This is a genomic window from Alicyclobacillus sacchari (genome assembly GCF_004366795.1).
In the GTDB taxonomy this organism is placed as follows: Bacteria; Bacillota; Bacilli; order Alicyclobacillales; family Alicyclobacillaceae; genus Alicyclobacillus; species Alicyclobacillus sacchari.
In genome coordinates this window covers 1-26,744 of record NZ_SORF01000008.1, presented here as the reverse complement: position 1 = coordinate 26,744, position 26,744 = coordinate 1, and the positions used below count along the sequence as shown (strand labels likewise).

General features: G+C 52.7%; 21 protein-coding genes and 1 other annotated feature. Of the genes, 13 read left to right on the top strand and 8 right to left on the bottom strand.

Going from position 1 to position 26,744, the window contains the following annotated elements:
- Positions 1 to 75: 75 nt before the first annotated feature.
- A complete protein-coding gene (locus C7445_RS09105; protein WP_243835092.1) occupies positions 76 to 1,326 on the bottom strand; it encodes an MFS transporter in 1,251 nt (416 codons plus the stop codon).
- A 177-nt stretch (positions 1,327 to 1,503) separates the two neighbouring features.
- Here C7445_RS09105 and C7445_RS09100 point away from each other — a divergent pair, with 177 nt between their 5' ends.
- The 3 genes from C7445_RS09100 to C7445_RS09090 all read left to right on the top strand — a co-directional run bounded on the left by C7445_RS09100 (position 1,504) and on the right by C7445_RS09090 (position 5,381).
- Positions 1,504 to 2,886: an FAD-binding oxidoreductase gene (locus C7445_RS09100; protein ID WP_134159757.1), complete on the top strand. Its 1,383-nt coding sequence runs from the start codon at positions 1,504 to 1,506 to the stop codon at positions 2,884 to 2,886.
- 234 nt (positions 2,887 to 3,120) lie between these two features.
- Positions 3,121 to 3,915: an SDR family NAD(P)-dependent oxidoreductase gene (locus C7445_RS09095; protein WP_134159756.1), complete on the top strand. Its 795-nt coding sequence runs from the start codon at positions 3,121 to 3,123 to the stop codon at positions 3,913 to 3,915.
- Positions 3,916 to 4,262: 347 nt separating this feature from the next.
- Positions 4,263 to 5,381, top strand: a complete 1,119-nt coding sequence (locus C7445_RS09090; protein ID WP_134159755.1) for an alkaline phosphatase family protein — start codon at positions 4,263 to 4,265, stop codon at positions 5,379 to 5,381.
- Between the two features lie 289 nt (positions 5,382 to 5,670).
- Here the strand turns inward: C7445_RS09090 and C7445_RS09085 are convergent, their stop codons facing one another.
- The gene (locus C7445_RS09085) at positions 5,671 to 6,102 is read right to left on the bottom strand and encodes a Fur family transcriptional regulator (RefSeq protein WP_243835091.1); all 432 of its coding nucleotides are present in this window, start codon (positions 6,100 to 6,102) and stop codon (positions 5,671 to 5,673) included.
- A gap of 201 nt (positions 6,103 to 6,303) precedes the next feature.
- Here C7445_RS09085 and ahpC point away from each other — a divergent pair, with 201 nt between their 5' ends.
- The 6 genes from ahpC (at position 6,304) to C7445_RS09055 (ending at position 12,522) form a co-directional block, all read left to right on the top strand.
- Positions 6,304 to 6,867 carry an alkyl hydroperoxide reductase subunit C gene (gene ahpC / locus C7445_RS09080; RefSeq protein ID WP_134159753.1) on the top strand — a complete coding sequence of 188 codons (564 nt, stop codon included), beginning with the start codon at positions 6,304 to 6,306 and terminating at the stop codon, positions 6,865 to 6,867.
- Positions 6,868 to 6,879: 12 nt separating this feature from the next.
- Positions 6,880 to 8,409: an alkyl hydroperoxide reductase subunit F gene (gene ahpF, locus C7445_RS09075; protein ID WP_134159752.1), complete on the top strand. Its 1,530-nt coding sequence runs from the start codon at positions 6,880 to 6,882 to the stop codon at positions 8,407 to 8,409.
- Positions 8,410 to 8,478: 69 nt separating this feature from the next.
- Positions 8,479 to 8,711 (top strand) — a binding site (T-box leader).
- Between the two features lie 127 nt (positions 8,712 to 8,838).
- Positions 8,839 to 9,123, top strand: coding sequence for a chorismate mutase (locus C7445_RS09070; RefSeq protein WP_166669068.1), 285 nt, complete (start codon positions 8,839 to 8,841; stop codon positions 9,121 to 9,123).
- Between the two features lie 154 nt (positions 9,124 to 9,277).
- Positions 9,278 to 10,270 (top strand): zinc-dependent alcohol dehydrogenase, encoded by a 993-nt coding sequence (locus tag C7445_RS09065; protein WP_134159750.1) that lies wholly within the window; start codon positions 9,278 to 9,280, stop codon positions 10,268 to 10,270.
- 25 nt (positions 10,271 to 10,295) lie between these two features.
- Positions 10,296 to 11,105, top strand: coding sequence for a sugar phosphate isomerase/epimerase family protein (locus C7445_RS09060; protein ID WP_134159749.1), 810 nt, complete (start codon positions 10,296 to 10,298; stop codon positions 11,103 to 11,105).
- Positions 11,106 to 11,211: 106 nt separating this feature from the next.
- A complete protein-coding gene (locus C7445_RS09055) occupies positions 11,212 to 12,522 on the top strand; it encodes an MFS transporter (RefSeq protein WP_134159748.1) in 1,311 nt (436 codons plus the stop codon).
- Between the two features lie 187 nt (positions 12,523 to 12,709).
- Here the strand turns inward: C7445_RS09055 and C7445_RS09050 are convergent, their stop codons facing one another.
- The 3 genes from C7445_RS09050 to C7445_RS09040 all read right to left on the bottom strand — a co-directional run bounded on the left by C7445_RS09050 (position 12,710) and on the right by C7445_RS09040 (position 14,708).
- The gene (locus C7445_RS09050; RefSeq protein ID WP_243835090.1) at positions 12,710 to 13,039 is read right to left on the bottom strand and encodes an MFS transporter; all 330 of its coding nucleotides are present in this window, start codon (positions 13,037 to 13,039) and stop codon (positions 12,710 to 12,712) included.
- 85 nt (positions 13,040 to 13,124) lie between these two features.
- A complete protein-coding gene (locus tag C7445_RS09045) occupies positions 13,125 to 13,724 on the bottom strand; it encodes an MBL fold metallo-hydrolase (protein ID WP_134159747.1) in 600 nt (199 codons plus the stop codon).
- A 66-nt stretch (positions 13,725 to 13,790) separates the two neighbouring features.
- On the bottom strand, positions 13,791 to 14,708 hold the full coding sequence (locus tag C7445_RS09040; RefSeq protein WP_134159746.1) for a LysR substrate-binding domain-containing protein: 918 nt from the start codon (positions 14,706 to 14,708) through the stop codon (positions 13,791 to 13,793).
- Positions 14,709 to 14,900: 192 nt separating this feature from the next.
- On the opposite strand from C7445_RS09040, the gene C7445_RS09035 reads away from it, so the two are divergent.
- Positions 14,901 to 15,908, top strand: coding sequence for a LacI family DNA-binding transcriptional regulator (locus tag C7445_RS09035; protein ID WP_134159745.1), 1,008 nt, complete (start codon positions 14,901 to 14,903; stop codon positions 15,906 to 15,908).
- 180 nt (positions 15,909 to 16,088) lie between these two features.
- Complete coding sequence (locus C7445_RS09030; protein ID WP_243835089.1) at positions 16,089 to 17,753, top strand: ABC transporter substrate-binding protein; 1,665 nt, start codon at positions 16,089 to 16,091, stop codon at positions 17,751 to 17,753.
- A 60-nt stretch (positions 17,754 to 17,813) separates the two neighbouring features.
- Here the strand turns inward: C7445_RS09030 and C7445_RS09025 are convergent, their stop codons facing one another.
- Entirely contained in the window at positions 17,814 to 19,304 is a 1,491-nt protein-coding gene (locus C7445_RS09025) for an aldehyde dehydrogenase family protein (protein ID WP_134159744.1), read from the bottom strand.
- Positions 19,305 to 19,697: 393 nt separating this feature from the next.
- Between C7445_RS09025 and C7445_RS09020 the strand changes: the two genes are divergently transcribed.
- The gene (locus C7445_RS09020; protein ID WP_134159743.1) at positions 19,698 to 21,287 is read left to right on the top strand and encodes an APC family permease; all 1,590 of its coding nucleotides are present in this window, start codon (positions 19,698 to 19,700) and stop codon (positions 21,285 to 21,287) included.
- A 64-nt stretch (positions 21,288 to 21,351) separates the two neighbouring features.
- On the opposite strand, the gene C7445_RS09015 is transcribed toward C7445_RS09020, so the two are convergent.
- Positions 21,352 to 24,015 (bottom strand): hypothetical protein, encoded by a 2,664-nt coding sequence (locus C7445_RS09015; RefSeq protein ID WP_134159742.1) that lies wholly within the window; start codon positions 24,013 to 24,015, stop codon positions 21,352 to 21,354.
- Positions 24,016 to 24,464: 449 nt separating this feature from the next.
- Between C7445_RS09015 and C7445_RS09010 the strand changes: the two genes are divergently transcribed.
- Positions 24,465 to 26,204 carry a serine-rich family protein gene (locus C7445_RS09010; RefSeq protein WP_134159741.1) on the top strand — a complete coding sequence of 580 codons (1,740 nt, stop codon included), beginning with the start codon at positions 24,465 to 24,467 and terminating at the stop codon, positions 26,202 to 26,204.
- 263 nt (positions 26,205 to 26,467) lie between these two features.
- On the opposite strand, the gene C7445_RS09005 is transcribed toward C7445_RS09010, so the two are convergent.
- The coding region (locus C7445_RS09005; RefSeq protein WP_208320879.1) for a transposase at positions 26,468 to 26,744 on the bottom strand (277 nt) is incomplete at its 5' end.

Here is a 26,744-nt window from a genome sequence, read left to right as displayed (position 1 = left end):
TGCACCCCGCTGTGCTTGTCATGCGCAATGCCTCCTGAGCACAGCGGGAGATCGCGATACGATGTACGAAAGCGTTTACTCCAACACTTCGCCTTTTGATTCACGCCATAGGGACGCAAAGATGATCACAAGAAGGGACGCGATCGCGACGGAATAGGTCATCGCCGCAGCGAGTCCCCCAACGGAATTGGCCATTCCGGATACAATCAATGGAACAACGGCACCTCCGAGTGCCGCACCGATATGATACGTGGTGCCTTGGCCCGTCGAGCGAACGCCAGTGGGGAAGTGCTCGGCCAAATACGTCGGGATCACTGACCATACGCCCCCAATCGAGAAAAATCCAATCAGGAACGTAAAGATGTCGCGATCGGCTTGGTTCGCGATGTGCAAAAAGACAAATGAGCTTGCGGCCGTGCCAATCGAGGCAATCACGAGCGTCAAGCGGCGACCGATGGCATCTGAAACCCAACCGCCAATCAGGTTGCCGAGAATACCGGCGACGTTCAGAATGATGATGGTATTGGCGACAACGGCAGTCGAGAAGTGGCCGTCTTCTTTGAGCAGTGTCGCGTAGAACGTGTTGATGGGATAGGTGACGCTAAAGGCGATGATCGCGATGAGTGTGGCGTGGAGGGTGTTCCACGTACGGCCTTTGCCAAAGATAGAAGAAATGGGTATGCGCTTATTCTGCGTGGCTTGAGCTTGCTTCCAACGGCGGGATTCGGGTAAGGTGCGCCAGATGTAGATGGCCACGAGAACGGCTGGAACACAGGCGATAAAGAACAGATTGTGCCAACCGAGATCGGAATACCACAGGCGATACAGGATTGCTGCGAAAATATAGCCAAACGAGAAGCCTGATTGCATCAAGCCGGATGCGAGGCCGCGCCACTTGGCAGGCATCATTTCCATCAGCATCGGCGTGCCGTTGGCATACATCCCGCCCATGCCGATGCCATAAAGGATGCGAACGACGAACAACAGTGCGAATCCGATGGAAAAGCCGGTGAGACACTCGAACACGCTGAACCATAGGATCGAGATGATGAGGCCAATTTTACGCCCGGCGGCATCGCCCAACAGTCCGCCCAGAAAGCCACCGCCGAGCCGCGCAAACGTGGTGGCGGACGAAACAGCGGCAGCCAGTGTCAGCGGTACATGATAATCTTTGATAATATCAATGAGAACAAACGTCAAGATGGAGAAGTCCATCGCGTCAAACGCCCATACCAAGGCAATGGATATAAGCGCTTTCAAGAACGGCCGGGGTGTTTCGGTTGGCTCTACGATGTGCGGTTTACCCATTTGGGGGGTGCCGGTCATCCTGATCACCTCTTGTTAATGACATCAGTAATATTTCCACTCTCGAATTATTATATTAAAAGACCCAGGGTTCGAGAATGGTTCTGTAGAAGAATTGATGAACGTGTTTTTTTGAACAGGAAGCGCTGTGTTCGTGAATGTCGTTGGAGAGTGTCACAAGGAAAGGCGTGAGACGGAGTGAGTGTAGACTGGGAGTCGCTGCAGAGGTTGTTAGGCGCGGACAAGGTGAGCCGGGGCGAGAGCGTGCGGCGGGCACATGCGCGGGACGAGTCGTATCATCCAGAGCACCTTCCTGATGCGGTGGTATTTGCAGAATCGCTCGATGATATTTGTCAGACGGTGCGGTTTGCCCGCGAGCACCGTGTACCGATTGTGCCGTTTGGCGCTGGGTCTGGCTTGGAGGGGCACGTGATTCCGGTTGATGGCGGCATTTCGCTTGATTTGACACGAATGAATCGCGTGATCGAAGTACGGCCCAACGATTTTCTTGTCTGTGTCGAACCGGGTGTCACGCGACGCGCCTTACATGAGGCCTTGCGGCCGTATGGACTCTTTTTTCCGGTCGATCCCGGTGCAAACGCCACACTGGGTGGCATGGCGGCCACCAACGCCAGCGGCACGACGACCGTTCGCTACGGCGGCATGAAGGACAACGTGCGGAGCTTGGAGGTCGTGTTGGCTGATGGACGCGTCATACAGACCGGATCGCTCGCCGCCAAGTCGAGTTCAGGCTATCATCTGACCGAGTTGTTTGTGGGGTCGGAAGGGACACTGGGCGTGTTTAGCAAACTGTGGCTGAGGTTATATGGCATACCGGAGCGCACAGTCGCCGCTGCAGCGGAATTTGGCAGCGTTCAAGCGGCTGTACAAGCTGTCTGCACCTTGCTTGGGACGGGCTTGTTGCTCACGCGATGTGAGTTGGTGAGTCGCCAATACATGGAGGTTATCAATAAGCAGCTAGGTACACAGTACGCGGAGACACCGACATTGTTCCTCGAATTGTCAGGTTCTGAAGCCAGTGTTCAGGCGGATACGGAGCTGGTGGAGGCCATCCTGCGCGACGAGGGTTGTGCGCAGTTTCGAGCTGTGCAGTCAGAGGAGGATCGACGCCAGTTGTGGACCGCGCGGCACAATGCTGCTTATGCGCTGATGCGTTCCTACCCAGGGTTGTTTCACATGAGCACGGATGTTTGTGTCCCGATTTCCCAGCTACCAGAGGCCATCGCAGTTGCGGAGTCGTGGATGGAGCGCCTGCAAATCCGCGGCGGGATCATTGGGCACGTGGGTGATGGCAACTTCCATGTCGGCGTCATGGTAGATACGAACGATCCGGACGATTTGAGGCGCGCCGAAGACTTTTCCCACCATGTGGTGGAGTTTGCCCTCTCGGTTGGTGGCACGTGCACAGGGGAACACGGCGTAGGCCTTGGCAAGCGTGCATACCAACAGGCGGAGCATGGCCCTGCCCTGGCCATCATGCAGGATATAAAACGCATGCTCGATCCTTTGGGGATTTTCAACCCTGGTAAACTTGTCGATAGGCTGACCGAACTTGGTTGAGTGGCGAGGGCGATGATAATCTCCAGATGCTACAATAAGTTGCATTTGGCCACATATGCCCCTTCAGGTTTATACGGATGGGCGCTACAGAGGCACTGTAGATGAGATATTGGCAATTTTCTTGGGTATGATAGCACACAGACCATGTAATTAGGCCCATCCGTCCGACAATTGGGGCGTTTACGAACGACCGACGACATCATCGACGTAAATCACAGTGAGGAGCTATCCGAGATGGAACCCATCAGTTTGACAGGAGTCCGCATTCTTGTGACCGGCGCTTCCAGTGGCCTCGGCCTTGCCATGAGCGAAGCATTGTTACGTGCAGGGGCTTCAGTCGCCTTGGCCGCACGACAAAGTTCCAAACTGGACAGCGAAGTGAAACGCCTTGTTGATGTGGGATACGACGCGCACAAGCTGCCGATGGACGTTCGCTCTGAGGATTCGGTGAGTGACGCGGTCACGTGGGTAAGAGAAACGTGGGGGAGCCTCGATGTCCTCGTGAACAACGCCGGGATTGGCATGCGAACGGTCAATCCTCGCTTTATGGTCGAACCGCTGCCTTTCTATGAAGTTACGCCGGACGGATTTCGTGACGTAATCGACACAAATCTGACCGGCTACTTTCTGGTGGCCCGTGGTTTTGCACCGATGATGGTGGCGCAGGGCCACGGGAAGATCATTAACATCAGTATGAACCACGCGACGATGCGCCGGCGGGGTTTTGTCCCGTATGGGCCGTCTCGTGCCGGGGCGGAGTCCCTGTCGTACATTATGGCGGAAGATTTGTTGCCGCACGGGATTACGGTCAATATGCTGTTACCGGGCGGTGCAACGGAAACCGGCATGATTCCGGAAGACATGAAGGCGAAGCTTACATCTCCTTTGCTATACCCAGAAGTGATGGCAGAGCCGATTGTGTTCTTGGCGTCAAACCTATCGGATGGATTCACGAGTGAGAGGATTGTGGCCAACGAGTTTGAACAGTGGTATGAACGTTACGTTTCGAATCCCAAAGAAAGTCGGTGACGGACTGGGCAGCTGTTTCCGTATAGATGTTGCCTTTTGAATACATAATACCCGACACAGTATGTCCAGGGAGCGATTTGAGCGCGGTGGTAAGACGTATACGAAGGTTGTTTGATGAATTGAGCCAAGCTGGAAAAACCCGCCCAGTTTGAAGCGGGTACAGTACGCTTTTCCTGAGCCAAGGTATATGAAGTCTATTCAAACACATGGGCTGTTAGCAACAACCTTTACGAAAATATCCTTTACAAAACTTCAATCCAAGCCACATGACATCTTCATATCAGGCGGCTAATATCCCTGGGTGTAGGGCGGTGTCATCCACGAACGAAATTTGGGAGGGGCTGCTGATGAAGATAAGATCGGTTTGGTTTTCTACCGCAGGTGTTGCCGCGCTGCTCGTTGGAGCGGTTGCGCTTCCCGCCCACGCCGCGCAGCGTGTCGCGAATTCTGTTAAGGGCCAATCCACTGTGCACGGATCATCTGAATCTGTGCAACCATTCCAGCATATTTACGTGATTATGATGGAAAACGAAGGCGCCCAACAAATTCTTGGCAACGTCAACATGCCGTATGTCAACGAACTTGCACAGCGCGACGGCTATGAAAGCAACTATTTTGGTGTGACGCACGACAGTCTGGCCAACTATGTGGCTCTGTTGAGCGGAAGTAACTGGGGGACCAACAGCGACGACCCTTCGCAGACTTTTGATCACACCAACTTGGTCGATCAGCTCGAAGCGCACCACCTCACTTGGAAAGGCTATATGGAGAGCATTCCGTATGCCGGGTATACTGGCTACTGGGATAACAACGCTACGTCTCTCAGCACACCGACTGGCGCGTTGTACGCGAACAAGCACGATCCGTTCGTGTTGATGACCGATATCCTTGACAACCAGAAGCGGTTGCAAAACGTAGTACCGTTGACCCAGTTGCAACAGGATCTGCAGAACAACCGCGTGCCGAACTTCGCGTTCATCAGCCCGAATCTCATCAACGACATGCACGGTACGCCCCCGTACAAGGAGACCGACGCGGAATTGGCGAAAGATGGCGATCAGACGATCCAACGGTTGGTACAGGAAATCACCTCGTCGAAGAGCTGGAAGACGAGCAAGTCCGTGATTTACATCACGTGGGATGAAGCGGAGTATCCACCCTATGGAACCGTGCCGGACAAGGCCACAATGGACATTTTCACCGCACCTGGTCCGGATGCTCCGATTCTGCCGAAAGGCGTCACGGTGGACAACGGCTATACATGGACCGGCGGCCCATACGGGGGCGGGCAGGTTCCGATGATTATCGTGGATAATGCGGCAGTTGGCCCCTTCAAGGTGAACACGTGGGCAGACCACTACTCTTTGCTGCGTACGATTGAGCAAAACTGGAATCTTGGGTATCTGGGCAATGCGTCGGACAGTGAGCAAGTCAAAACCATCGCAATACCTGGTGAACCGAAGTAATTTGGTGAGCTAAAGGAATTTCTGGGTCGCAAATCGGGCTGCTTCCGTTCACTCGATCTTTGTCTGGCGTGTGGCAGGAATACGTTGTGTCACGCGCTTGGACGCATTGTGCCGAACATGATTGTCCCAATGAGCAACAACCGATACGAAAAGAGCCAAAGCCAAAAAGGCGCAGGATGCACAATCCCCCGCTGGTTCTCCGGCGGGGGATTTCCTCATCTACGACTTTCGTACAACGACGGTGGAAGCACAGTGTGAGTTTCTTACCCACAAAAGACGGGCAATGTCATCAACCTGCGGACTTTCCGCGGCAAGCAGGGCAAATTCCTTTGACCTCGACATGATAATCTTCGATTTCAAACCCAGTGGCTTCCGGCGGCAATTGGAACTTCGGTTGTTCCTCCATATAAAAGTCAATGAGTGCGCCACATTTGACACACACAAGGTGATGGTGCGGCTTGACGTTGATATCGAAACGGCTCGGTCCATCCCCGACTGTGATCTCTTTGACCAAGCCGAGTTGGGCGAAGTTCTTCACCGTGTTGTACACCGTCGAAACACTCATGCTTGGGAAGGTCGGATGAACGGACCGATAGATCTCATCGACTGTCGCATGTCCCTGGTAGTCCATCAGGAACTGCAGAATCACCTCACGCTGGGGGGTCACCCGAAGACCAGCCTCTTTGAGCAACTGCACGCTGTTGATTGCATGTCCGTGCACGTACCTTCCCTCCCTTCTGTTCTCCATCCAATGTATCAGATGTGTTTTGACAAAGCCAAGTGCATTCTTTATAATCGAATCAAGTTAATAATAATTATCAACAAGGAGTTGATATGAACTAAGCCTACTAAGAATCGCCGGGATTGTCCACGGGTATGATCGCGCGAAAGTACATGTGAACGATGTGAAGGAGGAAATGACATGTCGCTGATAGGAACTGAGATCAAACCGTTTAAGGTTACGGGATATCGCAATGGTGAGTTTGTTGAAGTTACCGATGCAGATTTGAAGGGGAAGTGGAACGTTCTTTGCTTTTATCCGGCAGACTTCTCATTTGTCTGTCCAACGGAATTAGAGGACTTGCAAGATCAATATGAGACGTTGAAGTCACTCGGTGTAGAAGTGTATTCCATTTCTACAGACACGCATTTCACTCACAAGGCATGGCACGATGCGTCACCTGCCATCGGCAAAATTACCTACACCATGCTCAGCGATGCGGCACACGTCTTATCGCGCAACTTCGACGTTCTTATTGAATCGCAAGGCATTGCTGAACGGGGAACCTTTGTTGTGGATCCGGACGGTGTCATTCAGGTGTACGAAATTCATGCTGACGGTATCGGTCGCGATGCAAGTATGCTTGTCAATAAAATCAAGGCTGCACAATATGTGCGCAACCACCCCGGTGAGGTTTGTCCGGCGAAATGGAAAGAAGGGGAAAAGACACTTAAGCCAAGCCTCGACCTGGTCGGCAAGATTTAAGGAGGTCGAGTGATGGTATTAGATGATGACATTCGCGGCCAATTGACGCAGTACCTCCAATTGATGGAGGGGGACGTGGTCATCCGTGTCAGCGTAGGATCGGACGATGTGTCAAAGGATATGCTGTCCCTCGTCAACGAGTTGGCAGACATGTCACAGCATATTCGCGTTGAACAGGCGACACTGCCGAGGACTCCGAGTTTCACGCTCAATCGTATCGGTGAAGATACGGGCATTGCGTTTGCAGGCGTTCCCCTGGGTCACGAATTCACTTCCCTTGTTTTAGCGCTCTTGCAGGTGAGTGGCCGGACTCCGAAGCTGGATGAAGCGGTGATTCGTCAAATTCAAGGCTTGCAGGGCGAATACCACTTTGAAACGTACGTAAGCTTGAGTTGCCACAATTGCCCCGATGTCGTCCAAGCTCTTAACGCGATGAGCGTTTTGCATCCCCGGATTACGCACACGATGATCGACGGGGCGGCGTTCAAGGCGGAAGTTGAAGCGAAAAGCGTGATGGCGGTGCCCGCGGTGTATTTGAACGGGGAATGGTTTGAAAGTGGGCGAATGACCATTGGTGAAATCTTGGCGAAACTCGGGAGCAATCCGGATCCGGTTGATCTAGCGGATCGCGATCCGTACGACGTATTGGTGGTAGGTGGCGGCCCGGCGGGGGCCAGCGCCGCAATTTATGCCGCGCGCAAAGGGATTCGCACAGGGATGATAGCCGAGCGGTTTGGCGGCCAAGTTCTGGACACCTTGGGGATCGAAAACTTCATCAGTGTCAAATACACGGAGGGGCCGACGTTCGCTGCTCGTTTAGAGGAGCATGTGCGGCATTATGACGTGGATATCATTCCAGCGCAACGCGCAAAACAGCTGCGAAAGGGCGAGCTTGCTGAAGTCGAACTTGAGAATGGCGCGGTCTTGAGGAGTAAAGCGGTGATTATCGCGACTGGGGCTCGTTGGCGGACGCTTGGCGTGCCAGGAGAAGCGGAGTTCAAAAATAAAGGCGTCGCTTACTGCCCGCACTGTGATGGACCTCTGTTTCAAGGAAAGCACGTGGCTGTCATTGGCGGAGGGAATTCTGGAATTGAAGCCGCCATTGATCTCGCCGGTCTTGCCCGCCATGTGACGGTACTCGAATTCTTGCCGGAGCTTAAGGCCGACGATGTCTTGCAAAAACGACTATTCAGCTTGGCCAATGTCACCGTGCTCACCCATGTTGAGACAAAAGAAATCACCGGTACCGACAAGGTTGACGGAATCACGTACCTGGATCGCAGTTCAGGTGAAACCAAGCACATGGATCTGGATGGCGTCTTTGTTCAGATTGGCCTTGTGCCGAATACCGAGTGGCTGGGCGGCGTCGTGGAACGTACGCGGATTGGTGAAATCGTCGTCGATAGCCGAGGGGCGACAAACATACCCGGCGTATTCGCGGCAGGGGATTGTACCAATGCCCCATATAAGCAGATTATCATCTCCATGGGATCGGGAGCGACGGCAGCCTTGGGGGCCTTCGATCACCTCATTCGCAGCTGAGATGGCTTTTGGGATTGACAATCTGCGGATGTCGATATATATTTCGACTATACTGACAACTCTATCGTGGAAACGGCATGGATGAAGAGAGTACCTGTTCGGATCGGTACAGAGAGTCGGTGGTTGGTGCAAACCGAACTGAGATGGGCAGTGGAAGTTCACTTCGGAGCCGCAGAGTGAAGACTACTGGTATGGTAGCTTGTAGCTCGAGCCGGAAGCGCCTAACGTTTCCGTTATCCCAATGAAGTAAAAGGCTTGCGGCCTTTGCAATAGGGTGGTACCACGACGACCTCGTCCCTACTTGGGGCGGGGTTTTTATTGTGATACGCCATTGCTTAGGCAGGCCTTTGCAGGGTGGTACCGCGAGCATATCCTCGCCCCTCAAGGGGCGGGGATATTTTGTGTTGTACAATGGGGGGCGTGAATACGATGTCAGATCCCATCCTTGAGACATTGCGCAGGGAGATTGACCGAGTGGATCGCGAATTGATTGCGTGTATTGCCAGACGTTTGACATTGTCGGCGGAGATCGGGGCGCGCAAACAGGCGACATCTGAGTCTGTCTATCAGCCGCAGCGGGCCGCCGCGGTACAGGAAAACTATGTTCGCTTGGGGACTGCGTTAGGGTTGCGGGGGGAGTTCATGCAGGATGTATTTCGCGCCATTCACGCCGAGTCGTGCAAGATCCAGCGGGATCGTTTGAATCGGTTGTAACAGGCAGGCGAGTCTCAGATATAACCCGTATGCATGCCTGCGTGTCACAATCGGTATTAGACCTCCGCTTTAGCTGGTGATACATTCGGTGTACCCGGCCGGTGGAGCATATGTCATCTTCTCGACGAAACGAAGAGCGAAGGAGTGGGGACAGGTGCGGGAGCTTATTCTGGAGGAGCCTGGAAAGTTATTCGTGCACACGCCTCGTTCCGAAAGCCGTCCCTTGCAGGCTGGCGAGCTTCGGGTTAGCACGCTGTATGGTGGTATCTGTGGATCGGATTTGAAGGTATATGAGGGGCATCTTGCACATGCTGTGTACCCGGTGCGGCCTGGGCATGAAGTACTTGCTGTCGTGACGGAAGCCGGCGATGGGACTTCGTTTGTACCAGGGGATCGCATTGTTATCATTCCCAATACGTTTTGTAATGAGTGTGACAGATGTAAGCGGGGCCAGACAAACATCTGTCGAAACAAGCAATCGCTTGGCATCAACGTACCTGGTGGCTTTGCTGACGAATGGGTGGTTGCAGCCAAGTACGCGGTACCTGTACCGGAAGCAATACCCGATCGAGTGGCGGTTCTTGTCGAGCCATTTGCGGTGGCTGTGCACGCAATGCGCAAAGTACACATTTGCGAAGGTGAAGAGGTTCTCGTCAGCGGTTGCGGGACGGAAGGGGCACTATGCGCGATGGTTGCCAGAGCTCGGGGCGCTCAGGTTACTGTAACTGATATCCAGCCGAGCCGCCTGACCTGGATTCGCTCGTTTTTGCCAGATGTGCATACGATCACGCCGGATCAAGTTGAGGATGACGCCTTTTCCGTGGTGGTTGAGGCGGCGGGTGCACGTGCATCCGTTGAAGCGGCATTTGCTGCCGTGTCGTCGGGCGGTTCCATCATTGGCGTTGGCATGGCTGAGGAAGCGGCCATTCCGATGCAGCGGTTTGTGCGTAAAGAGGCCACGCTGTATGGCTCTATCATTTATGTCTATGACGACTTCGTGGCGGCTTTGGCGTGGCTCAATCGCGATCGCGAACTGGCGTCTAAACTGGAGGCATGCATTGGGGCTGAGGTATCGCTCGATGCATTTGAAGCGGCTTATGCCCATGCGCTTTCCGGTAAACCAGGTAAAGCGTTGCTCAGATTCTAACTCCGAACAAGCGAGGGATGCAGCTATGAAGTGGAGTGTTTGCACGACAGGTATGAAAGAGCACGACGTACAATGGGTGTTGCAACAAGTCGATCTATGGCGCAGGGAAGGTGCCAGCATCGATGGCCTGGAGTTGTGGGAGGGTCACCTCGAGCCGTACGCATCACGAAATGCGCTTGAGGGCTTGATCGAGCAATTGGAAGGAAATCGCGTTGAAGTGCCTGTGGTAAGTGGGTATACCTATTTTTCGCAAGGTCCAGCCGAGCGGGAGAAGGACATTCTGAAGGTACAGCAGCTAGCCGCGATAGGCCGTAAAATCGGTGCAAAGGCGGTACGGACGTTTTTTGGTCACATTCCGTCCGCGAAAACGAGTCCCGAACTATGGGATGAGTCGTTGATGGCTTTGCGCCACGCGGCAAAAATTGCGTATGCAGACGGAATGGAGCTATGGGTGGAGACACATTATCAGACGTTCGCGGATCACCTTGATGCGCTTGAGGAGCTGATTGAGGCTACGCGCGACTGCGATGTCAAATTGATTTTTGATCCGGCCAATTTCAATCCAGATCACATTGATCCGCTGCAGGTTTTAGACGCGATGTATGCAAGTATCGCACATGTGCATTGCAAAAACTATCACTGGAATCACGATTGTTGGTATCGCAGCCAGCCAGTGTCTGTGTTCGATCCGACAGGCGATGTCAACAATACGGCTGTGTTGCGTGAATTGCAAGGTCGGGGCTACACGGGTTACGTTTCCTTAGAGTATTTTGGGCATCGTGGGTGGAGCGCACTGTTGCGTTCGCTTGCGGAGTGCCGTGGGCGATCCGCCTAGTTGTCCCTTCTTCCGCCTTGCATGTAAGCCCTTTCAATCAGCGTTCGGCAGGAATGGAGGACAACTGACCAGAACGTAATAGCACGCACAATAGGGGAGTGACGCAATGAAACATCGACGTTGGTGGATTGGCATACTGATTGCGTTTGGCGTGATCGTCAACTACTTGGATCGCTCGACCATGTCGATCGCGACAAAGCCCATCGAGTCGGGCTTTCACTTGACAGCCGGGCAAATGGGCATCATCTTATCGGCATTTGGTTGGTCCTACGCATTGCTTCAGATTCCGGTTGGCGCGCTGCTCGATAAGGTCGGCGTGAAATGGGTTATTCGTTTGGGGATGTTGTTGTGGTCGATTGCATGTTTCACCACGGCGGCGGCCACGGGGCAGGGGTTGCTTTTATTCGCACGCGTGCTACTTGGGTTTGGTGAGGCGCCGTATTTTCCAGCCGCAACCAAGGCATCGGCGTATTGGTTTCCCGTTGCTGAGCGCGCCCGTGCGGTATCTCTATACGATTCAGAGTCCAAACTGGCTAGTGCCATTGGGGCTCCTTTGCTCGCCTGGGCCGTCACGGCCTGGGGCTGGCGCGGGGGCTTCATTGCGACTGGCGCCCTCAGCATTGTCTATGTCATCGTCTTTTGGGCGATGTATCGCAATCCAAGCGAGGATCAGCGGCTTTCGTCAGAAGAACGCAAGTACATTGAGGCGGGAGGAAGCCAAGCTGAAGGTGAGGCCGTCGGTGGCACTTGGAGCAATTTAGTGTATTTGCTTCGGTTCAAGAAGGTTTGGGGTGTCTTTATTGGCTTTGCGGCTTACGGATATTCCTGGTGGCTCTTTTTATCCTGGCTGCCTGGTTATCTGGAAGACCAAATGCACTTGACCGTTTTAAAAACAGGTTGGTACGCGGCGGTGCCATGGCTCGTCGGGTTCCTGGCCGAGATGCTGGTGGGCGGTATACTCGTGGATGCGCTGATTCGCCGCGGACGTAACCCTTTGCGGGTGCGTAAAGCGGTTCTGGTTATTGGTCTCCTGCTTGGATTATCCGTTATTGGGGCCGCCTATGTGCACTCCGCGGGGTGGGCGGTTTTGTGGATATCTTTGGCGCTAGGTTCGCTCGTATGTACCTCTTCGGTTGCGTATAGTGTGCCGACGTTCATTGCCCCGCGTGGTACAGTTGGCGTCCTAACCGGTTTCCTCACGTTTGGAAATAACGCCATGGGCATTGTTGCACCTATTGTCACTGGGTTCATTGTGCAAGCGACAGGTTCTTTCATGGATGCTTTTCTCTGCGCGGCCGGCGTGCTCGTCATCGGCATATTCAGTTATGCTTTTTTGCTAACCGATCTCGATCCAATCGCACCCATGGAACAAGCTTCTGCAGGCAGCCGTCCCATCCCTCGTTCGAATTCATTGTAACATGTCGCGTGTGGTCATGACGCGCAGGCAACGTACACTGGATGATTGAATCTAGCAGACTTTTGGGAGTGACGCCAAACTATATGTAATTCCCCAAACGGGGCTGGCCATTCATCCGTCAATGAAAGCGGATTTGCGTACCAGCCCCATATGTTTAGTTGAAACCTGTATATATAACGCCGTTTGGTTACCATACGGCATGACGCCGAATCAAAAGCATTGCAGATGGATAGGCAGGAGAAGTGCCAATACCAATCAGGATGCGCGAGAAAATCAACATGGCTAGGTTGCGCCCTAAGCCACCTAACAGACCTCCAAAAAGGACCAAGAGGATGCCAGAGAGAAAGATCCGCCTCGGACCGAATTCCGCTGCGAGTTTTCCCGAGGTGGGTTGGGCGATCGCGCTTGCGAGGTAGAGAACGGTCACGAGTACTGTGACTTGCGCGACGGAAACGTGTATGCGTGTTGCAATCGGAACGAGTGCGGTCGCAATCATGGAATTGTTGATGGGATTCAACGTGGACTCCATATATAAAGGTGCCAAAAACCTCCAAGCAAAAGGGACGCCCTTTGACTTTCTCGTCACGGGTCCACGGGTAATCTCACGAGAAACGGCTGGCAATCTCGCGCAAAAATCGATTGTTCTGCCGTTCCACAGCCATCTTTGTCGGCACGCCGTGTCCTGGGTAAATCATCAAATCGTCATGCCAATCCAGAATACGCGCAAGCGATTGCCGCATATCTTCCGGACTTGAGCCTTCCAAGTCTGTTCGTCCGATAGTACCAGCGAATAGGGTATCGCCTGAAAAGACAATCTCGTTCCCTACCAAACAGACGCTGCCCGGCGAATGGCCTGGCGTGTGCCAGACTGTGAATGTCTCGGTGCCCAGCGTCAGCGTGTCACCGTCGTGCATGTATTGATCCGGCTTTGCCACGGCTGGCGCCGATGCGCCAAGAAACTGCTCATGCGCCACATGTGCCTTCGCCCAGACTGGAGCATCCGCTTCATGCACCCAAGCAGGAATGCCGTAGCGATCGCGCAGAACATCGACACCTATGATGTGATCGAAGTGGGCGTGTGTGTTCCAGTTGGCAACCACTTGGAGGCCTGTGTTATCAACAAACTCAAAAACTGGGTCAAGATGAAGATCTCCTGGATCGATCACGACCGCCTTTGCCCCTTTTTCAAATGATTCGGCCATGATATAGCAACATGAACGCAGTGGGGAAAGGAAAAAACAACGAATTTCCATGAGTAGCTCCTCCTGTTACTCGAAAGGCGTATTGGGCAAGTTTTGCTGTGGACATAACTCGGCTCGGTGCTGCGTGACGAAGTTTACGAATTTACGGGCTGCTGGCGTGAGCAGTTGGTGCTTTCGCCAAACCATGCTCACGGCACGAAAGCACTTGGGTATGTCGATATGCACGACGTGAATAGGAAGTTGAAGCAAATGGCGGTTGTATGGCACGATGGCAATTCCCAGGCCCGCTGCAACCAAGCCTGCTACCGTCAAATCCTCGATGCCTTCCATGACGATTTTCGGTGTAAAACCTGCTATTTTGCAGTATCGCATAATCATTGCGCGAATACCACTTTCCTTACTATACATAACGAATGGCTCGTCCTTGCCCTCTATCAGTGCGGCTCGCTCATGGCCCGCCCATTTATGCTCCTTCGGTACGATAAACACCAAATCTTCCCGCAGTACTTCGATTCGCTCTAAGTGACGGAAGTCGTCCCCTGGTGAGCAGAACGCAATGTCAATATCGCCTCGTTCGAGACACTCCAGTAAACCGCGCGTTGGCGACTCGATTAATTGGACAGAAATCTTGGGTTCGTCTTGGCTAAACGCGTGGATGAGCTCGGGCAAAAATCGTGTTCCCAAAGAATAGATAAGTCCAATATGGAGCACGCCATGGCTCGGATTCACCAGTGCGCGCACAGCCTCTTGCCCCTGCGCAAGCTCTGCGAACGCGCGTTGAACGTAGGGCAAAAATGTCTTGCCGTACGGAGTAAGGCGAACGCCGCGGCTTTCTCGAATAAACAAGGGGGCAGCGAGTTCCTCTTCCAGTTTTGCGATGGCCCGGCTGAGGGCTGGTTGCGAAACGGAAAGTTCTTCAGCCGCCTTGCTGACGTTTTCTAATTCGGCGGCGCGCATGAAGTAACGCAATTGGAACCAGTCCATAGCTTCGATTCCCCCTTACTCAGAATGGCGGTGGCAGGGAACCTTCTCTCACCAAGATGAAATCGTTTTCAACCGCTCGTGTCAAGACTCGGTTATTCGTATCTGGTGCGGTGGCGAACTTGACGGATTTTCTCGAAGCTGGCACCGTAGTAGACAGCGTTCCATTCCGTGATTTACTAGGGACTGAAAACCATGCGTAAAAAAGTTACGATTAAAGATGTGGCGAGAGCAGTTGGTGTCACGCCAACCACTGTATCGAACGTGTTAAATGGAACCAACCGCATCAGTGATGAGACGAGGCGGCGAGTGTTACAGGCTGTCGAGGAATTGCAGTACACGCCCAACATGTCTGCACGGGCCCTCGTCAAGCGCCGCACGTATACGATAGGACTCTTCATCCCCGCTTCACCACGCGTATTATCGGATTCGTATTTCGCCGAAGCGCTTCGCGGAATGACGGAAGTGGCGCTACAGTATGGCTATGTCGTGTCCATCATTTATTCGGACGGCTTGAGCGACTCTGTGCGTCAACGGATCGACGGACTTGTGCTCACAGAGCTGAAAAACAACGACGAATATGTACAGTATTTCAAAAGAATTCGCATGCCGTTTGTCGCCTTGGGGAGAGGCGGCGATCCGATGCTGCGTGATTACGTCATTTCGGATACGAATCGTGGGATTCGAGAAGCGATCAATCATGTCTATCGCTTGGGACACCGCCGCATGGGCTATTTGCTGGGCCCGCTTGGTTATGAGTATGTGTGTGAACGGTACCGCATCTTTCGTTGTATGCACGCTGAACTTGGGTTGTCATTGGATCGGCGGCTTTGTGCGACGGGCGAGAACAGCCGTGAAGGCGGGGCGTTGGCGATACATGCCATTTTGACACGTGGCGTCCGGCCGACGGCGATTTTTGCGTCGACCGACATCATGGCCCTTGGTGCGATAGAGTATCTGCATGAACGCGGGCTTCGTGTTCCGGACGATATGTCCGTGATTGGGTTTGATGATGCCGACTTCTCCAAGTATGTGCGGCCATCGATAACAACGGTGCACCACGATATTTACCGTGCCGGGCGGGAGGCTGCTTCCATGCTCATCGCCAAGCTGGACGGGCGAGAGTACAAGTGCCCTGTGATACTGCCGGTTCGCTTCGTACCACGCGAATCGACCTCCACAATATCCCTTGACAATCAGTAAATGTCTTGCATCTAAGAAGAGGAAAGTGTATGTTAGCTTTAACGTTTAAGCTAAATGAAAGCGCTTGCTCTTGGAGGGGGGATTTCAGCCTGCGGGACAAAGGGCCCCGGCCAATGCAGTGACGATACGAACTTTGATTGGTGTGATTGCTTGTATACGAATTCAGGGGGGTTGAAATGTATGGATAAGAAAAGATTATCAGTTTTATTGGCCACTTCGGCTGTCACAGTTGCTGGCTTTGCGATTCCAGCAGCCACGGCAACGGCCAAGACGTTGCCGCCGCTGGTTGTCTGCACCAGTCCGCAAGGAACCTACGCAGATAACTTCAACCCATATGCGTCTGGCAATTTGGCCGGAACGCTGGGCAATGTATACGAGACACTATTCTACTTTGATGCGGTCAGCGGTCATACCTTCGACTTGCTTGGAACGAGCTATCACTTTTCAAGCGACAATAAGACGTTGACCGTGAATCTTCGACACAATGCAAAGTGGACCGATGGGAAGGCATTTACCGCACAAGACGTCGTGTTCACGTTTAATGCCATGAAAAAGTACCCGGATGCGGACGCCAATGGTGTTTGGCAACATCTCGCGAGCGTCAAGGCTGTAGGCAACTATCAAGTCGTCTTCACCTTTAAAACGGTGAACGTCCCATTTGCGGAGCAATATGTGCTGGGTTCAACCTACATTTTGCCACAACACGAGTGGGCTTCTCTGGGCGATCCCGCGAAGGCCAAAATCACTTGGGATAAGGCCATTGGGACCGGTCCCTTCATCGTCTCATATTTTTCTTCGCAGGACTACAAATTTAAAGCAAACCCAAATTACTATCTCGGCGCACCCAAGGTACCTGAACTCGACTATCCCGCTTTCACGAGCAACAGTAGCGCAGATTTGGCCCTAGCACAAGGCAACGTGCAATATGGCAACTTGGATATTCCGAATGTGCAGAAGACATACGTTGCGGCAAATCCGCACAACCACTACTACTTCCCGCCCGATAACGAAGTCGAGCTGTATCCGAATCTGACCAACCCACTTTTGGCCAACTATAACGTTCGCGAGGCTATCAGTTTGGCGATTGATCGAAACAAGCTCTCCACCCTTGGGGAAACCGGCTACGAAGCTGTTGGCAACCCTATCAGCCTTCCATTGCCCAACTACAAAAGCTGGCTCGATCCGAGCTTGTCCCAATCGTACCTCAAGTTCCCGGCGGTCAACGATGCGAAGGCCCAGCAACTGTTGCAAGCTGCCGGTTTTCGCAAAGACGCAAATGGCATTTACGCGAAAAACGGCAAGGAGCTCAACTTCTCGCTTGAGGTGGTCTCTGGGTGGAGCGATTGGGACGAGGATTGCTTGTTGATCCAGCAGGATCTCGCCAAGATAGGCATCAAAATCACGATTAACCAGGTGAACTTCGGGACGTACTATTCAAACATCGCGCCCACCGCGTCCGCAAACGGTGTTCAAGTCGGCAAGTACGATCTCGCCATTTCCTGGACGAACTCGGGTCCAACGCCGTATTTGGCATATTACGACATGCTCGATTCGAATGGGTCGTTTAACGTCGAGGGCTTTAAGGATCCGCAAGTCGATCAAGCGCTCAACGAGTTCGCGTCAACTACGGACCTGGCCAAACAGAAGCAGGCCATGTACAAGATTGAGCGGATCGCCGCAGACAAGTTGCCGGTCATTCCGTTGCTGACGGGAGCGTACTGGTACGAGTACAACGATACGAATTACACAGGCTGGCCAACCAAGGCAAATCTTTGGATCACTCCTGGCCCTGCCAACTATCAATCTGCAGCGATTGTCATGCAACATCTCAAGCCAGTACAATAAAACCATTCCCAAGGAAAAAGGCCTCGCCATCAGCGGGGCCTTTTGGCCGAGATCAAAGCGTCACTGCAAATTGATCCACACGTCTTTGACTTCTGTGTAGTTGTTCAATGCGTATGATCCCATTTCGCGACCGATGCCCGACTGCTTGTAGCCTCCAAATGGCGCTGCCGCATCAAAGACGTTATAACAGTTCACCCACACCGTTCCCGCCTTTAATTTGCTTGCGACGTAGTGAGCATTGCGGACGTTCTCCGTCCACAGCCCCGCAGCCAGACCGTAATCGGAACGGTTTGCACGGCGAATCACTTCGTCGAGATCGTCGAATGGCATGGCAGCCACGACGGGCCCGAAAATTTCCTCTTTGGCAATCGTCATGTCATCACGCACATTGGCGAAAATCGTAGGGGAGACAAAGTAACCTTGGTCTGTGGGCCGACCGCCGCCGACGAGTAACTCCGCGCCGTCGCTCACACCACTCTCGATATAGCGCAAAACCTTGTCTTGCTGTTCGTCCGAGACAAGAGGCCCCATCTCGGTATCCGGCTGAATACCGACGCCTTGATGGATATTTTTTGCCAAGGAAACAAGATCGGCGACCACATGATCGTAAGCCTTCTTTTGGACGAACAGACGCGATCCTGCGCAACAAACCTGCCCTTGGTTGAACATGATGCCCATCAACGCACCAGGGATTGCGCGCGACAGGTCGGCATCGGGCAGAATGATGTTCGGTGATTTGCCGCCTAACTCCAATGTAACGCGCTTTAGGGTCTGGGATGCCTGGCGCATAATCAACTTGCCAACCTCGGTCGATCCGGTGAATGCGATTTTATCGACCTGCGGGTGATCGACAAGAGCGGCACCGGCAGTCTCACCGAATCCAGGGACGACATTGACCACCCCATCGGGAAACCCAGCTTCTTGAATGAGTGTCGCGAGGTAGAGGGCGGAAAGCGGTGTTTGCTCCGCTGGCTTGAGAACGACGGTACAGCCCATCGCCAAAGCCGCTCCCAGCTTCCATGCTGCCATGAGGAGTGGGAAGTTCCATGGGATGATCTGGCCGACGACGCCAACTGGTTCGTGCCGCGTGTAGTTCAAGTAGTGTCCTGCGACAGGTATGGTCTGACCGACGACTTTGCTAGCCCAGCCGGCGTAGTATCGGAAATGTTCAATGGCAAGAGGGACGTCTGCATTCGTCGTTTCCCGAATGGGTTTACCGTTATCCAGAGTATCCAACTGGGCAAGTTCCAGCCGATGTTCTTCCATTAAATCGGCCAATTTGTAAATGAGGCGTCCGCGTTCGGCTCCACTCATGGTTGACCATGGTCCTTCGTCGAACGCTCGTCGTGCAGCTTTCACCGCTTTGTCGATATCGGCCGCTTCGGCTTCCGAGACGACAGCGAGCACTTCTTCTGTCGCTGGATTCAGCGTTTCAAATGTTTTTCCGGACGACGAAGGGACAAACCGACCATCGATAAACAATTCCTTTGTACCTTGTAAGAAATTGATCACGTTCGGATGCAGTGAGCTACCCACTTGATTGACAGCCATCAAGTTTCCCTCCCTCAGATTTCACGAAAGTGGTCAGAAACCGCTTTCATATAGGATCCTAACCCTTACAGAAAGGAGTATCAATGAGAAGTTTTGTCGAAATATGCCTACCCAACGCGTGTAACTTGAGTATACATTTAAAAATACAAAAAATTACGATAACCATTTGTGCGCGTGATTTGGATTGTAAACCCAATAAGTATCTACGTTGACAAATTGGCCCGATTTCTTCATCATAAAATTCATTAGGTTGGGGATGTGTGCTTGTAGGGCTTCATTCTTCATTACTATCGAGAGAAGCCGGAGTCCATTTGTTGTAATCGGATTCACAAAAAGTGGATAACATGTCCGAGTAGCCTCAACCGGGATTGTATTTTGTTAAGGAGGGATCGCATGGAGAAAGGCATGCGGCGAGACATTGGCCTACTGGCCTTGACGATGACAGGCCTAGGTTCCATTATTGGCTCGGGCTGGCTGTTTGGTGCCTGGAAAGCCGCTAAAGTGGCTGGTCCTGGTGCACTTGTCGCCTGGATATTAGGCGTGATCGTCATTTTGCTCATTGGCCTCACGTATGCAGAATTAGGCTCAATGTTTCCACAATCGGGCGGCATGGTTCGCTACGCACACTATTCACACGGTTCGTTCGTAGGATTTCTTTCTGGGTGGGCCAACTGGATTGCCATCGTTTCGGTTATTCCGGTCGAAGCAGAGGCGTCCATCCAATATATGAGTTCCTGGCCGTGGCATTGGGCAGCATGGGCGCATGGGTTGTATCACAATAAAACGTTAACGCCACCCGGGCTCGTGTTGGCGGGTATACTTGTGCTGATTTACTTTTTCTTAAATTATTGGACGGTAAAGATATTTGCGCGTTCCAATACACTCATCACGGTTTTCAAATTCATCATCCCGACTTTGACCGTAATCGGCTTAATGGTTGCGGGGTTTCACGGGCAGAACTTCACGCAGTACGGCGGCTTCACGCCCAATGGCTGGTCCAGCGTGCTGACTGCAATTGCGACATCTGGCGTTATCTTTGCTTTTAATGGCTTCCAAAGTCCCGTGAACCTGGCCGGGGAAGCGCGTAATCCGAGCCGGAATATTCCACTGGCCGTCATTGGATCGGTGCTCTTGGCCGGTGTCATCTACCTTCTATTGCAGACCGCGTTCATTGGAGCTGTGCGTGGCAACATGTTGACGCACGGATGGGCTGGATTGAATCTGAACTCGCCATTCGCTGACCTCGCCTTGTCGCTTGGCGTCAACTGGTTGGCCATTGTCCTCTTCCTGGATGCCTTCGTATCTCCATCGGGTACGGGCATCACCTACACGGCAACAACCGCACGCATGGTGCATGGCATGCAGCAGAACGGGTACTTCCCTGAGGTCTTTGGCCGCATTCATCCTCTGTATGGAGTGCCGCGTGCGGCCATGTGGCTGAACCTTGTGATTGCGTACATCTTCATGCTGATGTTTCGTGGGTGGGGCGAGTTGTCCGGAGTCATCTCCGTGGCGACGCTTATTTCCTACGTGACCGGTCCGATTTCGGTGATTGCGTTCCGGCGTATGGGTGACGCTGTCAAGCGACCGGTAAAGGTTCGGGGGATGTCCATCATCGCTCCAATCGCGTTCATCTTTGCGTCGCTCATTTTGTACTGGGCGCAATGGCCGTTGACCGGAGAAGTGATTGTGGTCATCGTGATCGGATTGCCAATTTACTTTTATTACATGGCTAAAGGTGGTTGGCAGGATATAGGTCGCCACCTCCGCTCCGGTATCTGGCTAATTGGCTACTTCCTATGGATGGCTTTGATTTCATTCCTAGGGAGTAAGCAGTTTGGCGGCAGCAACGTCATCCCGTACGGGGTCGACATGGTGGTCGTGGCCATTTCGGCCTTGCTGTTTTACGTCTGGGGAGTACGAAGTGCCTTTGCAAAGCCAAATTTCCGAGATGGGGATGCGAACACGGCGCAGAGTGAGTAATCTTCAGTCACTGCAACTTAGAACGCCAGTATGAGGCAAGCGTCTCATACCGGCGTTTTTTGCATTACGGAAGTTGTACGGTTACTTGTTGGCCGTTTTGGCCGAAGGTTAACGTTGCGCTGCTGGAAACTGACTCCTGAGACATTTGGGATGAGGAACCGGAGTTCCCTGGCGTAGGCTGATTGGCCCCACTGGGTTGCGAAGCGCCGCTGGATTGCGAAGCGCCGCTGGATTGTGCAGTGTCGCTGGGTTGTGCAGCGCTGCTGGATTGCGAAGCGCCGCTGGATTGCGGAGCACTGCTGGATTGTGCAGCGCCGCTGGATTGTGTAGCGCCGCTGGATTGTGTAGCGCCGCTGGATTGCGAAGCGCCGCTGGATTGTGCAGTGTCGCTGGATTGCGAAGCACTGCTGGATTGTGCAGTGTCGCTGGATTGCGAAGCACTGCTGGATTGCGAAGCGCCGCTGGATTGTGTAGCGCCGCTGGATTGCGAAGCGCCGCTGGATTGCGAAGCGCCGCTGGATTGCGAAGCGCTGCTGGATTGCGAAGCGCCGCTGGATTGCGAAGCGCCGCTGGATTGCGAAGCGCCGCTGGATTGTGCAGTGTCGCTGGATTGCGAAGCACTGCTGGATTGTGCAGTGTCGCTGGATTGCGAAGCACTGCTGGATTGCGAAGCGCCGCTGGATTGCGAAGCGCTGCTGGGTTGCGAAGCGCTGCTGGGTTGGGCACTCTGGCCCTGTTCAACGCTCAATGTACTGTTGTCATTGGGGCCGTCCACACTGTCTCCTGTGGGTATATTTGGATTCACAGGAGTTGCCGATTGGTGCTCCGCGACGGTTACGGTTCCATTGCAGTCATACGTATGAAAGAACTGTCCATTGACATAGACGTTCAAAATTCCGGTGTTTGCGGTGGAGTTTCCTGTGGATGATAAGTCGACTTCTATTCCTTCCGAAAGTAGTACTCCTGATGTCGATGCTGTCGCGTTCTGCGTCACATAGAGATTCGTAACCGAAGCCACTTGAAAACTTGCCGATTGAGATTGGTCGGCACTTGCCGTGGCATTTGAACCGCTTGCGTATGTTTGCACGATTGGACTTCCTGTATTTGATTCTGCAGACGATGACAAGTCGGAAGGTTGTATTGCTTGCAGCTGGTTCATGGCAATTGTCATTGTCGTACCAGGTTCGTTACCTGGAGAAGACATCGTCGTAGACTGCACTTGAGATGTGCTGGTGTTTGATGACTGAATTTGGTTGAAACTTACGGGTCCGTTCGTCGAAATTTGTTGAGTTTGCTTTGTGATACTACCATTGGATTGCGTTTGGGTATCAGATGTCGTCCCGCTGAACGACTGTGTTTGTGAGCTTCCTACATTTGTCATCTCACTTTGAACAGCAATCGCTGGCGTACTCACCGTGGCACTTTCTTGTTGTGACGCATTTACGTCAGCGGTTTGTATGGCTGTACCGGGTGTCGGGACAAAAGGGCTTGACGCAGATTTGATCACGACACCTGGATTGCATATTCTGGCATCGATCACGTCATAACTTGGTGAATTTCCTGCGTTTGTATAGACGAATGGCACACCGTAGGAGCCTTCAGGAACTTCAATACCGTAAGCTGGGTGTCCCCCAACGGATATGGTGCCGTTCGGATTGTTGGAGTATAAGTTCACATAGCAATTATCTGGACTGACAATGGGCATACCGGCCGAGTTAACCGCACAGACAATTAAAATGGTAGATTGGTTGGGCTGGAAGCAGTCAAAATGTGCTGTTGCGTTACTCATACTGCCAAAACTGTCGCTGAGGCGATTGCCATTTAAATCGAAGACGGCGTAGCCGGCGACGGTCTGTTGCGAACCTTTTGAACGGCGGTAGGCCCAGTACCACCAGGATGACGTCTGCGACCAGGTACTTGAGGATGACGGTTCTGTCCAGCCTTGAGTACAGATGGAAGCGGCAGTAGACCAGTTTCGCAGAACTTCAGCGTCAATCACATCAAATCCCGCTTGTCTTCCTAAATTTGTGTATATAAACGGCACACCAAGTGAACCCATTGGCATGTACAGACTATGCACATCTTTGCCCATAACACTCACTTGTCCGTCAGGGTTATTGGAATGAAAGTGAATTCTAGCTGCGGAAGGGTTGGCAATCGGGTTGCCTTGTTTATCAACTGCACGAACAACTAGCACGACAGGAATATTGGGTTGAAAGTCGTCGAAGTGTTGAACTCCGTTACCTAAATTTCCGAATGTGTCGCTTATCATGTTTCCAGATGCATCAAAAACAGCGTAACCGGCGAATTGATCGACGGATGTAGCGGGGGAATCATGTGATCCTGACAGAAAAGGTTGTACGTTTTCATCAAGGGGGATCTCTTGATTCTGACTTTCGGTTGTACCGATGGTTTGTGTTTGTTGAATCTCGGATGAGCTAGCATTCTGTGTACCGATGGAGCTTTCTTGCGCAACCGCTTGATATCCATGGTAACTTGTGGAAGGGGTTGCGGTGGATTGAGTAGGGAGCTGCAAGATTTGCGTTCCTGATATGGCGGAAGTTTGTGCGGCGGATTCTAAGCTGTTGCTATTGCCACTCTGAATGCCCTGATACTGTTGACTGAATGCATTTTGATTCTGCGATTGTGTCGCCGCGTGGACAGTCACATAGCCGCCTGCAAGCCCCGCGAACGATGCGGCAATCGTAATCCCCAAACTTCTAATCACCCATTTTCACCCTCACTGTTTGAGTCTGTATCTGCTTCTATGACTTCAAGTCTGTCTATTTGATGAACAGCTTTTCGCAAATATGCTTCTGCTAAACCCATGACTGAAAATTTTACAAACAACGTATGGAAAGTAGGTTGTCCGGCAAAACTCAGAACGGGCGATATTTCACCTTTGCGGTGGTGATGCGGGCGTCGGCGGACGGGGAGAAAAATTTTTCAGCGGGATCGGTCTAAAGGATTGTGATGTGAGAATAGATTCAGAGCGGCTGGGTTAAAAGACAGACAAGATAGAGATCGACAACAACTCCGGCGCAAACCACGGTTGTGTTTTGCCGGATCATCAGCGCGAACCTCCGTGGGGTTAAGGGTGGAGGAATCCTCTTGTAGATCATTCGTATGTACATGAGGTTCCCATATAAAGAGCAATTATTAGGGAGGAAAAAAGCGTTGATGAACGGAAAGGGCAAGGCGGGTATGACAGTGGCAGCGGCAGTGACGGTTTTGGCTATTGCTTCTCCGATGGCGTTTGCTGGCGTTAGTCCACAGCAGCAAAGTGTTACGCAGAAAAACGTGTTAAGCCAGTCGGCAAACGGAGCAGATGGTGTTGTACAGCAGCAAGACTACGGAAATGGAACGCTTCAGGATCCAGGTACGGCGGTTGCACAGTCGCAGGGCAACACATCATCGGAAGGAAGCCAGCAAACGGCTACGTATCGTGGAGTAACAGCTGCGACAGAAAGTGCAAATAGATCGACAGATGTTGGCCAACAAGAGTCCGGTGCAACATCTGTTGCTCAATCACAGACAGGAAAATGGACGTTGCTTTCCGGACAAAACCAGCAAGCGCTCAACACAACGAAATCTGTGCAGTCCGCAAATGATGCAACAGGTGTCGCGGGTTACAACACACAGGAGTCAGCTAATGATACGGGGCTTGCACAATCTCAGCAACTTGGCGCATCTATCTTCGGACAGCAGTCACAGTCGTTTGTCAACCATACCTTGACCGGCCAGCGTGCGGATGGATCGCTGGATGTATTTCAAGGACAACAAAATCAAACTACGGCTCAGCAAACGCAAGGCAGTTTGTTTTCAATCACTGGGCAAAGCCAAAAGACAGCAGTTTTCACAGCCGACGGCCAGTCCGCAGAAGGAGCCATGGGGAGCGATCAAGCTCAAACCACTAGCACAGGAAGTGCACAGACTCAAAACAGTGTGATCTCAGGTGCAGAGCAAAAACAGTTAGATACGAATGTGAACCTTAGCGGCCAGCAAGCGGATGGATCGACTGATACATTGCAAGAACAGGGAGATAACAACAATGCAACACAACAGCAAAAAGCTGTTGGAGGCATGGCTACACAAACGCAGGCCAGTGGTGTGGCGAATCTGGATGGACAGTCGGCTCAAGGGGCATCAGGAACGTTTCAGAGTCAATCCAACACATACTTGACAGCACAGTCACAAGGGCAAGTGGGAAGAGGGTACCTACCACAAACCCAGGCTAGCGGCAGCCTAAATGTGAACTTGCAATCTGCCAATGGCTCAACTGACACTATGCAGTCTCAGACGACATCCACGGGATCCGTCCAAAAGCAAATTGGTTTGAGTGGGGATCGCAGCCAGACGCAAATTGGAGGCGCTGTAAATGTAGGCGTGCAGTCTGCAGAAGGAGCAAACGGCCAATATCAGTCGCAGTCGAATTTGAATGACTTCGGTCAGGATCAGACGAATGTCAACTCCAACTCGCATCAGACACAGGCCGCTGGCGTGCTGAACGTGGGAGTTCAACAGGCGAATGGCTCGACAGGGCAAATTGGCGATAACAGTACGGACGGTCAGTATCAAATCAATCAGTCTGGCATTGGTCAGGGCCAATCTTCTACGAGTGGTTCCGATACTGCGCAGCACCAGGCCGCTGGCGTCGCGAATCTCTCGGGCCAACATGCGAATGGTGCAACCAATGTAACACAGGTGCAGTCTACTGGAACAAATATTGGTCAAATCCAGGGTGCACATGATAGCTCCATCGGCCAAGGGCAGTCGGCAGCCGTGGTGAACGTCTCTGGACAACAAGCGGACGGTTCGACAGGTACGACGCAGTCGCAGAGCGGAACAACTACCGTGATTCAAACACAAAACGCTTCAAATTCGTATCCTGGGGATGATCTTTCCATTCTGGGTTAACTTCCAACAAGACGAAACTCAAGGCTGCGCCGTAGGCCACTCGGCTTGCGGTGCAGTTCTTTAGGTCAAGTCCGAATTTGTGTGTAAATTGCCCCTACATGTAGAATGTGCTGAGTTTCGACGTGCCGCCTTTGACGGCTTTGCCTCGGCAAATCAAATATGTCCCGTCGTCGCTCCATCAAGAGGCGCTTCGCCGGTCGATGATAAGGAACGAAGGGGCAAAGCCTTCACCTGCGGTGTTCACCGCACCACAGCTCCTCCCGTTATCCCCGTAGCGTGTGCACCTTTGCGGTTTGTGCGGATGATGCTTGCTGTTCTCTCCATGCCCAATACGCCTCCATATCGAGATATCTGCGCCCCGTTGTCCATGCTTCGTCTATCTCCATGAGTAGAGCGCCGATCAGGCGAATCGCTGATTCGCGGTTCGAGAAGATGCGGATCACGCGTTCACGTCTGCGAATCTCTTCGTTTAGCCGTTCCACGCCATTGGTTGTCCGCAGACGGCGACGAATTTTCTCCGGGAGTCCCAGTACAGCTGTC

Excerpts from the sequence above, each read along its gene's own strand:
- C7445_RS09060 (WP_134159749.1), top strand. The coding sequence starts at position 10,296 with ATGAAGTGGAGTGTTTGCACGACAGGTATGAAAGAGCACGACGTACAA.
- C7445_RS09090 (WP_134159755.1), top strand. The coding sequence starts at position 4,263 with ATGAAGATAAGATCGGTTTGGTTTTCTACCGCAGGTGTTGCCGCGCTG.
- ahpC (WP_134159753.1), top strand. The coding sequence starts at position 6,304 with ATGTCGCTGATAGGAACTGAGATCAAACCGTTTAAGGTTACGGGATAT.
- C7445_RS09070 (WP_166669068.1), top strand. The coding sequence starts at position 8,839 with ATGTCAGATCCCATCCTTGAGACATTGCGCAGGGAGATTGACCGAGTG.
- C7445_RS09055 (WP_134159748.1), top strand. The coding sequence starts at position 11,212 with ATGAAACATCGACGTTGGTGGATTGGCATACTGATTGCGTTTGGCGTG.
- ahpF (WP_134159752.1), top strand. The coding sequence starts at position 6,880 with ATGGTATTAGATGATGACATTCGCGGCCAATTGACGCAGTACCTCCAA.
- C7445_RS09105 (WP_243835092.1), bottom strand. The coding sequence starts at position 1,326 with ATGACCGGCACCCCCCAAATGGGTAAACCGCACATCGTAGAGCCAACC.
- C7445_RS09035 (WP_134159745.1), top strand. The coding sequence starts at position 14,901 with ATGCGTAAAAAAGTTACGATTAAAGATGTGGCGAGAGCAGTTGGTGTC.
- C7445_RS09095 (WP_134159756.1), top strand. The coding sequence starts at position 3,121 with ATGGAACCCATCAGTTTGACAGGAGTCCGCATTCTTGTGACCGGCGCT.
- C7445_RS09030 (WP_243835089.1), top strand. The coding sequence starts at position 16,089 with ATGGATAAGAAAAGATTATCAGTTTTATTGGCCACTTCGGCTGTCACA.
- C7445_RS09040 (WP_134159746.1), bottom strand. The coding sequence starts at position 14,708 with ATGGACTGGTTCCAATTGCGTTACTTCATGCGCGCCGCCGAATTAGAA.
- C7445_RS09025 (WP_134159744.1), bottom strand. The coding sequence starts at position 19,304 with ATGGCTGTCAATCAAGTGGGTAGCTCACTGCATCCGAACGTGATCAAT.
- C7445_RS09045 (WP_134159747.1), bottom strand. The coding sequence starts at position 13,724 with ATGGCCGAATCATTTGAAAAAGGGGCAAAGGCGGTCGTGATCGATCCA.
- C7445_RS09020 (WP_134159743.1), top strand. The coding sequence starts at position 19,698 with ATGGAGAAAGGCATGCGGCGAGACATTGGCCTACTGGCCTTGACGATG.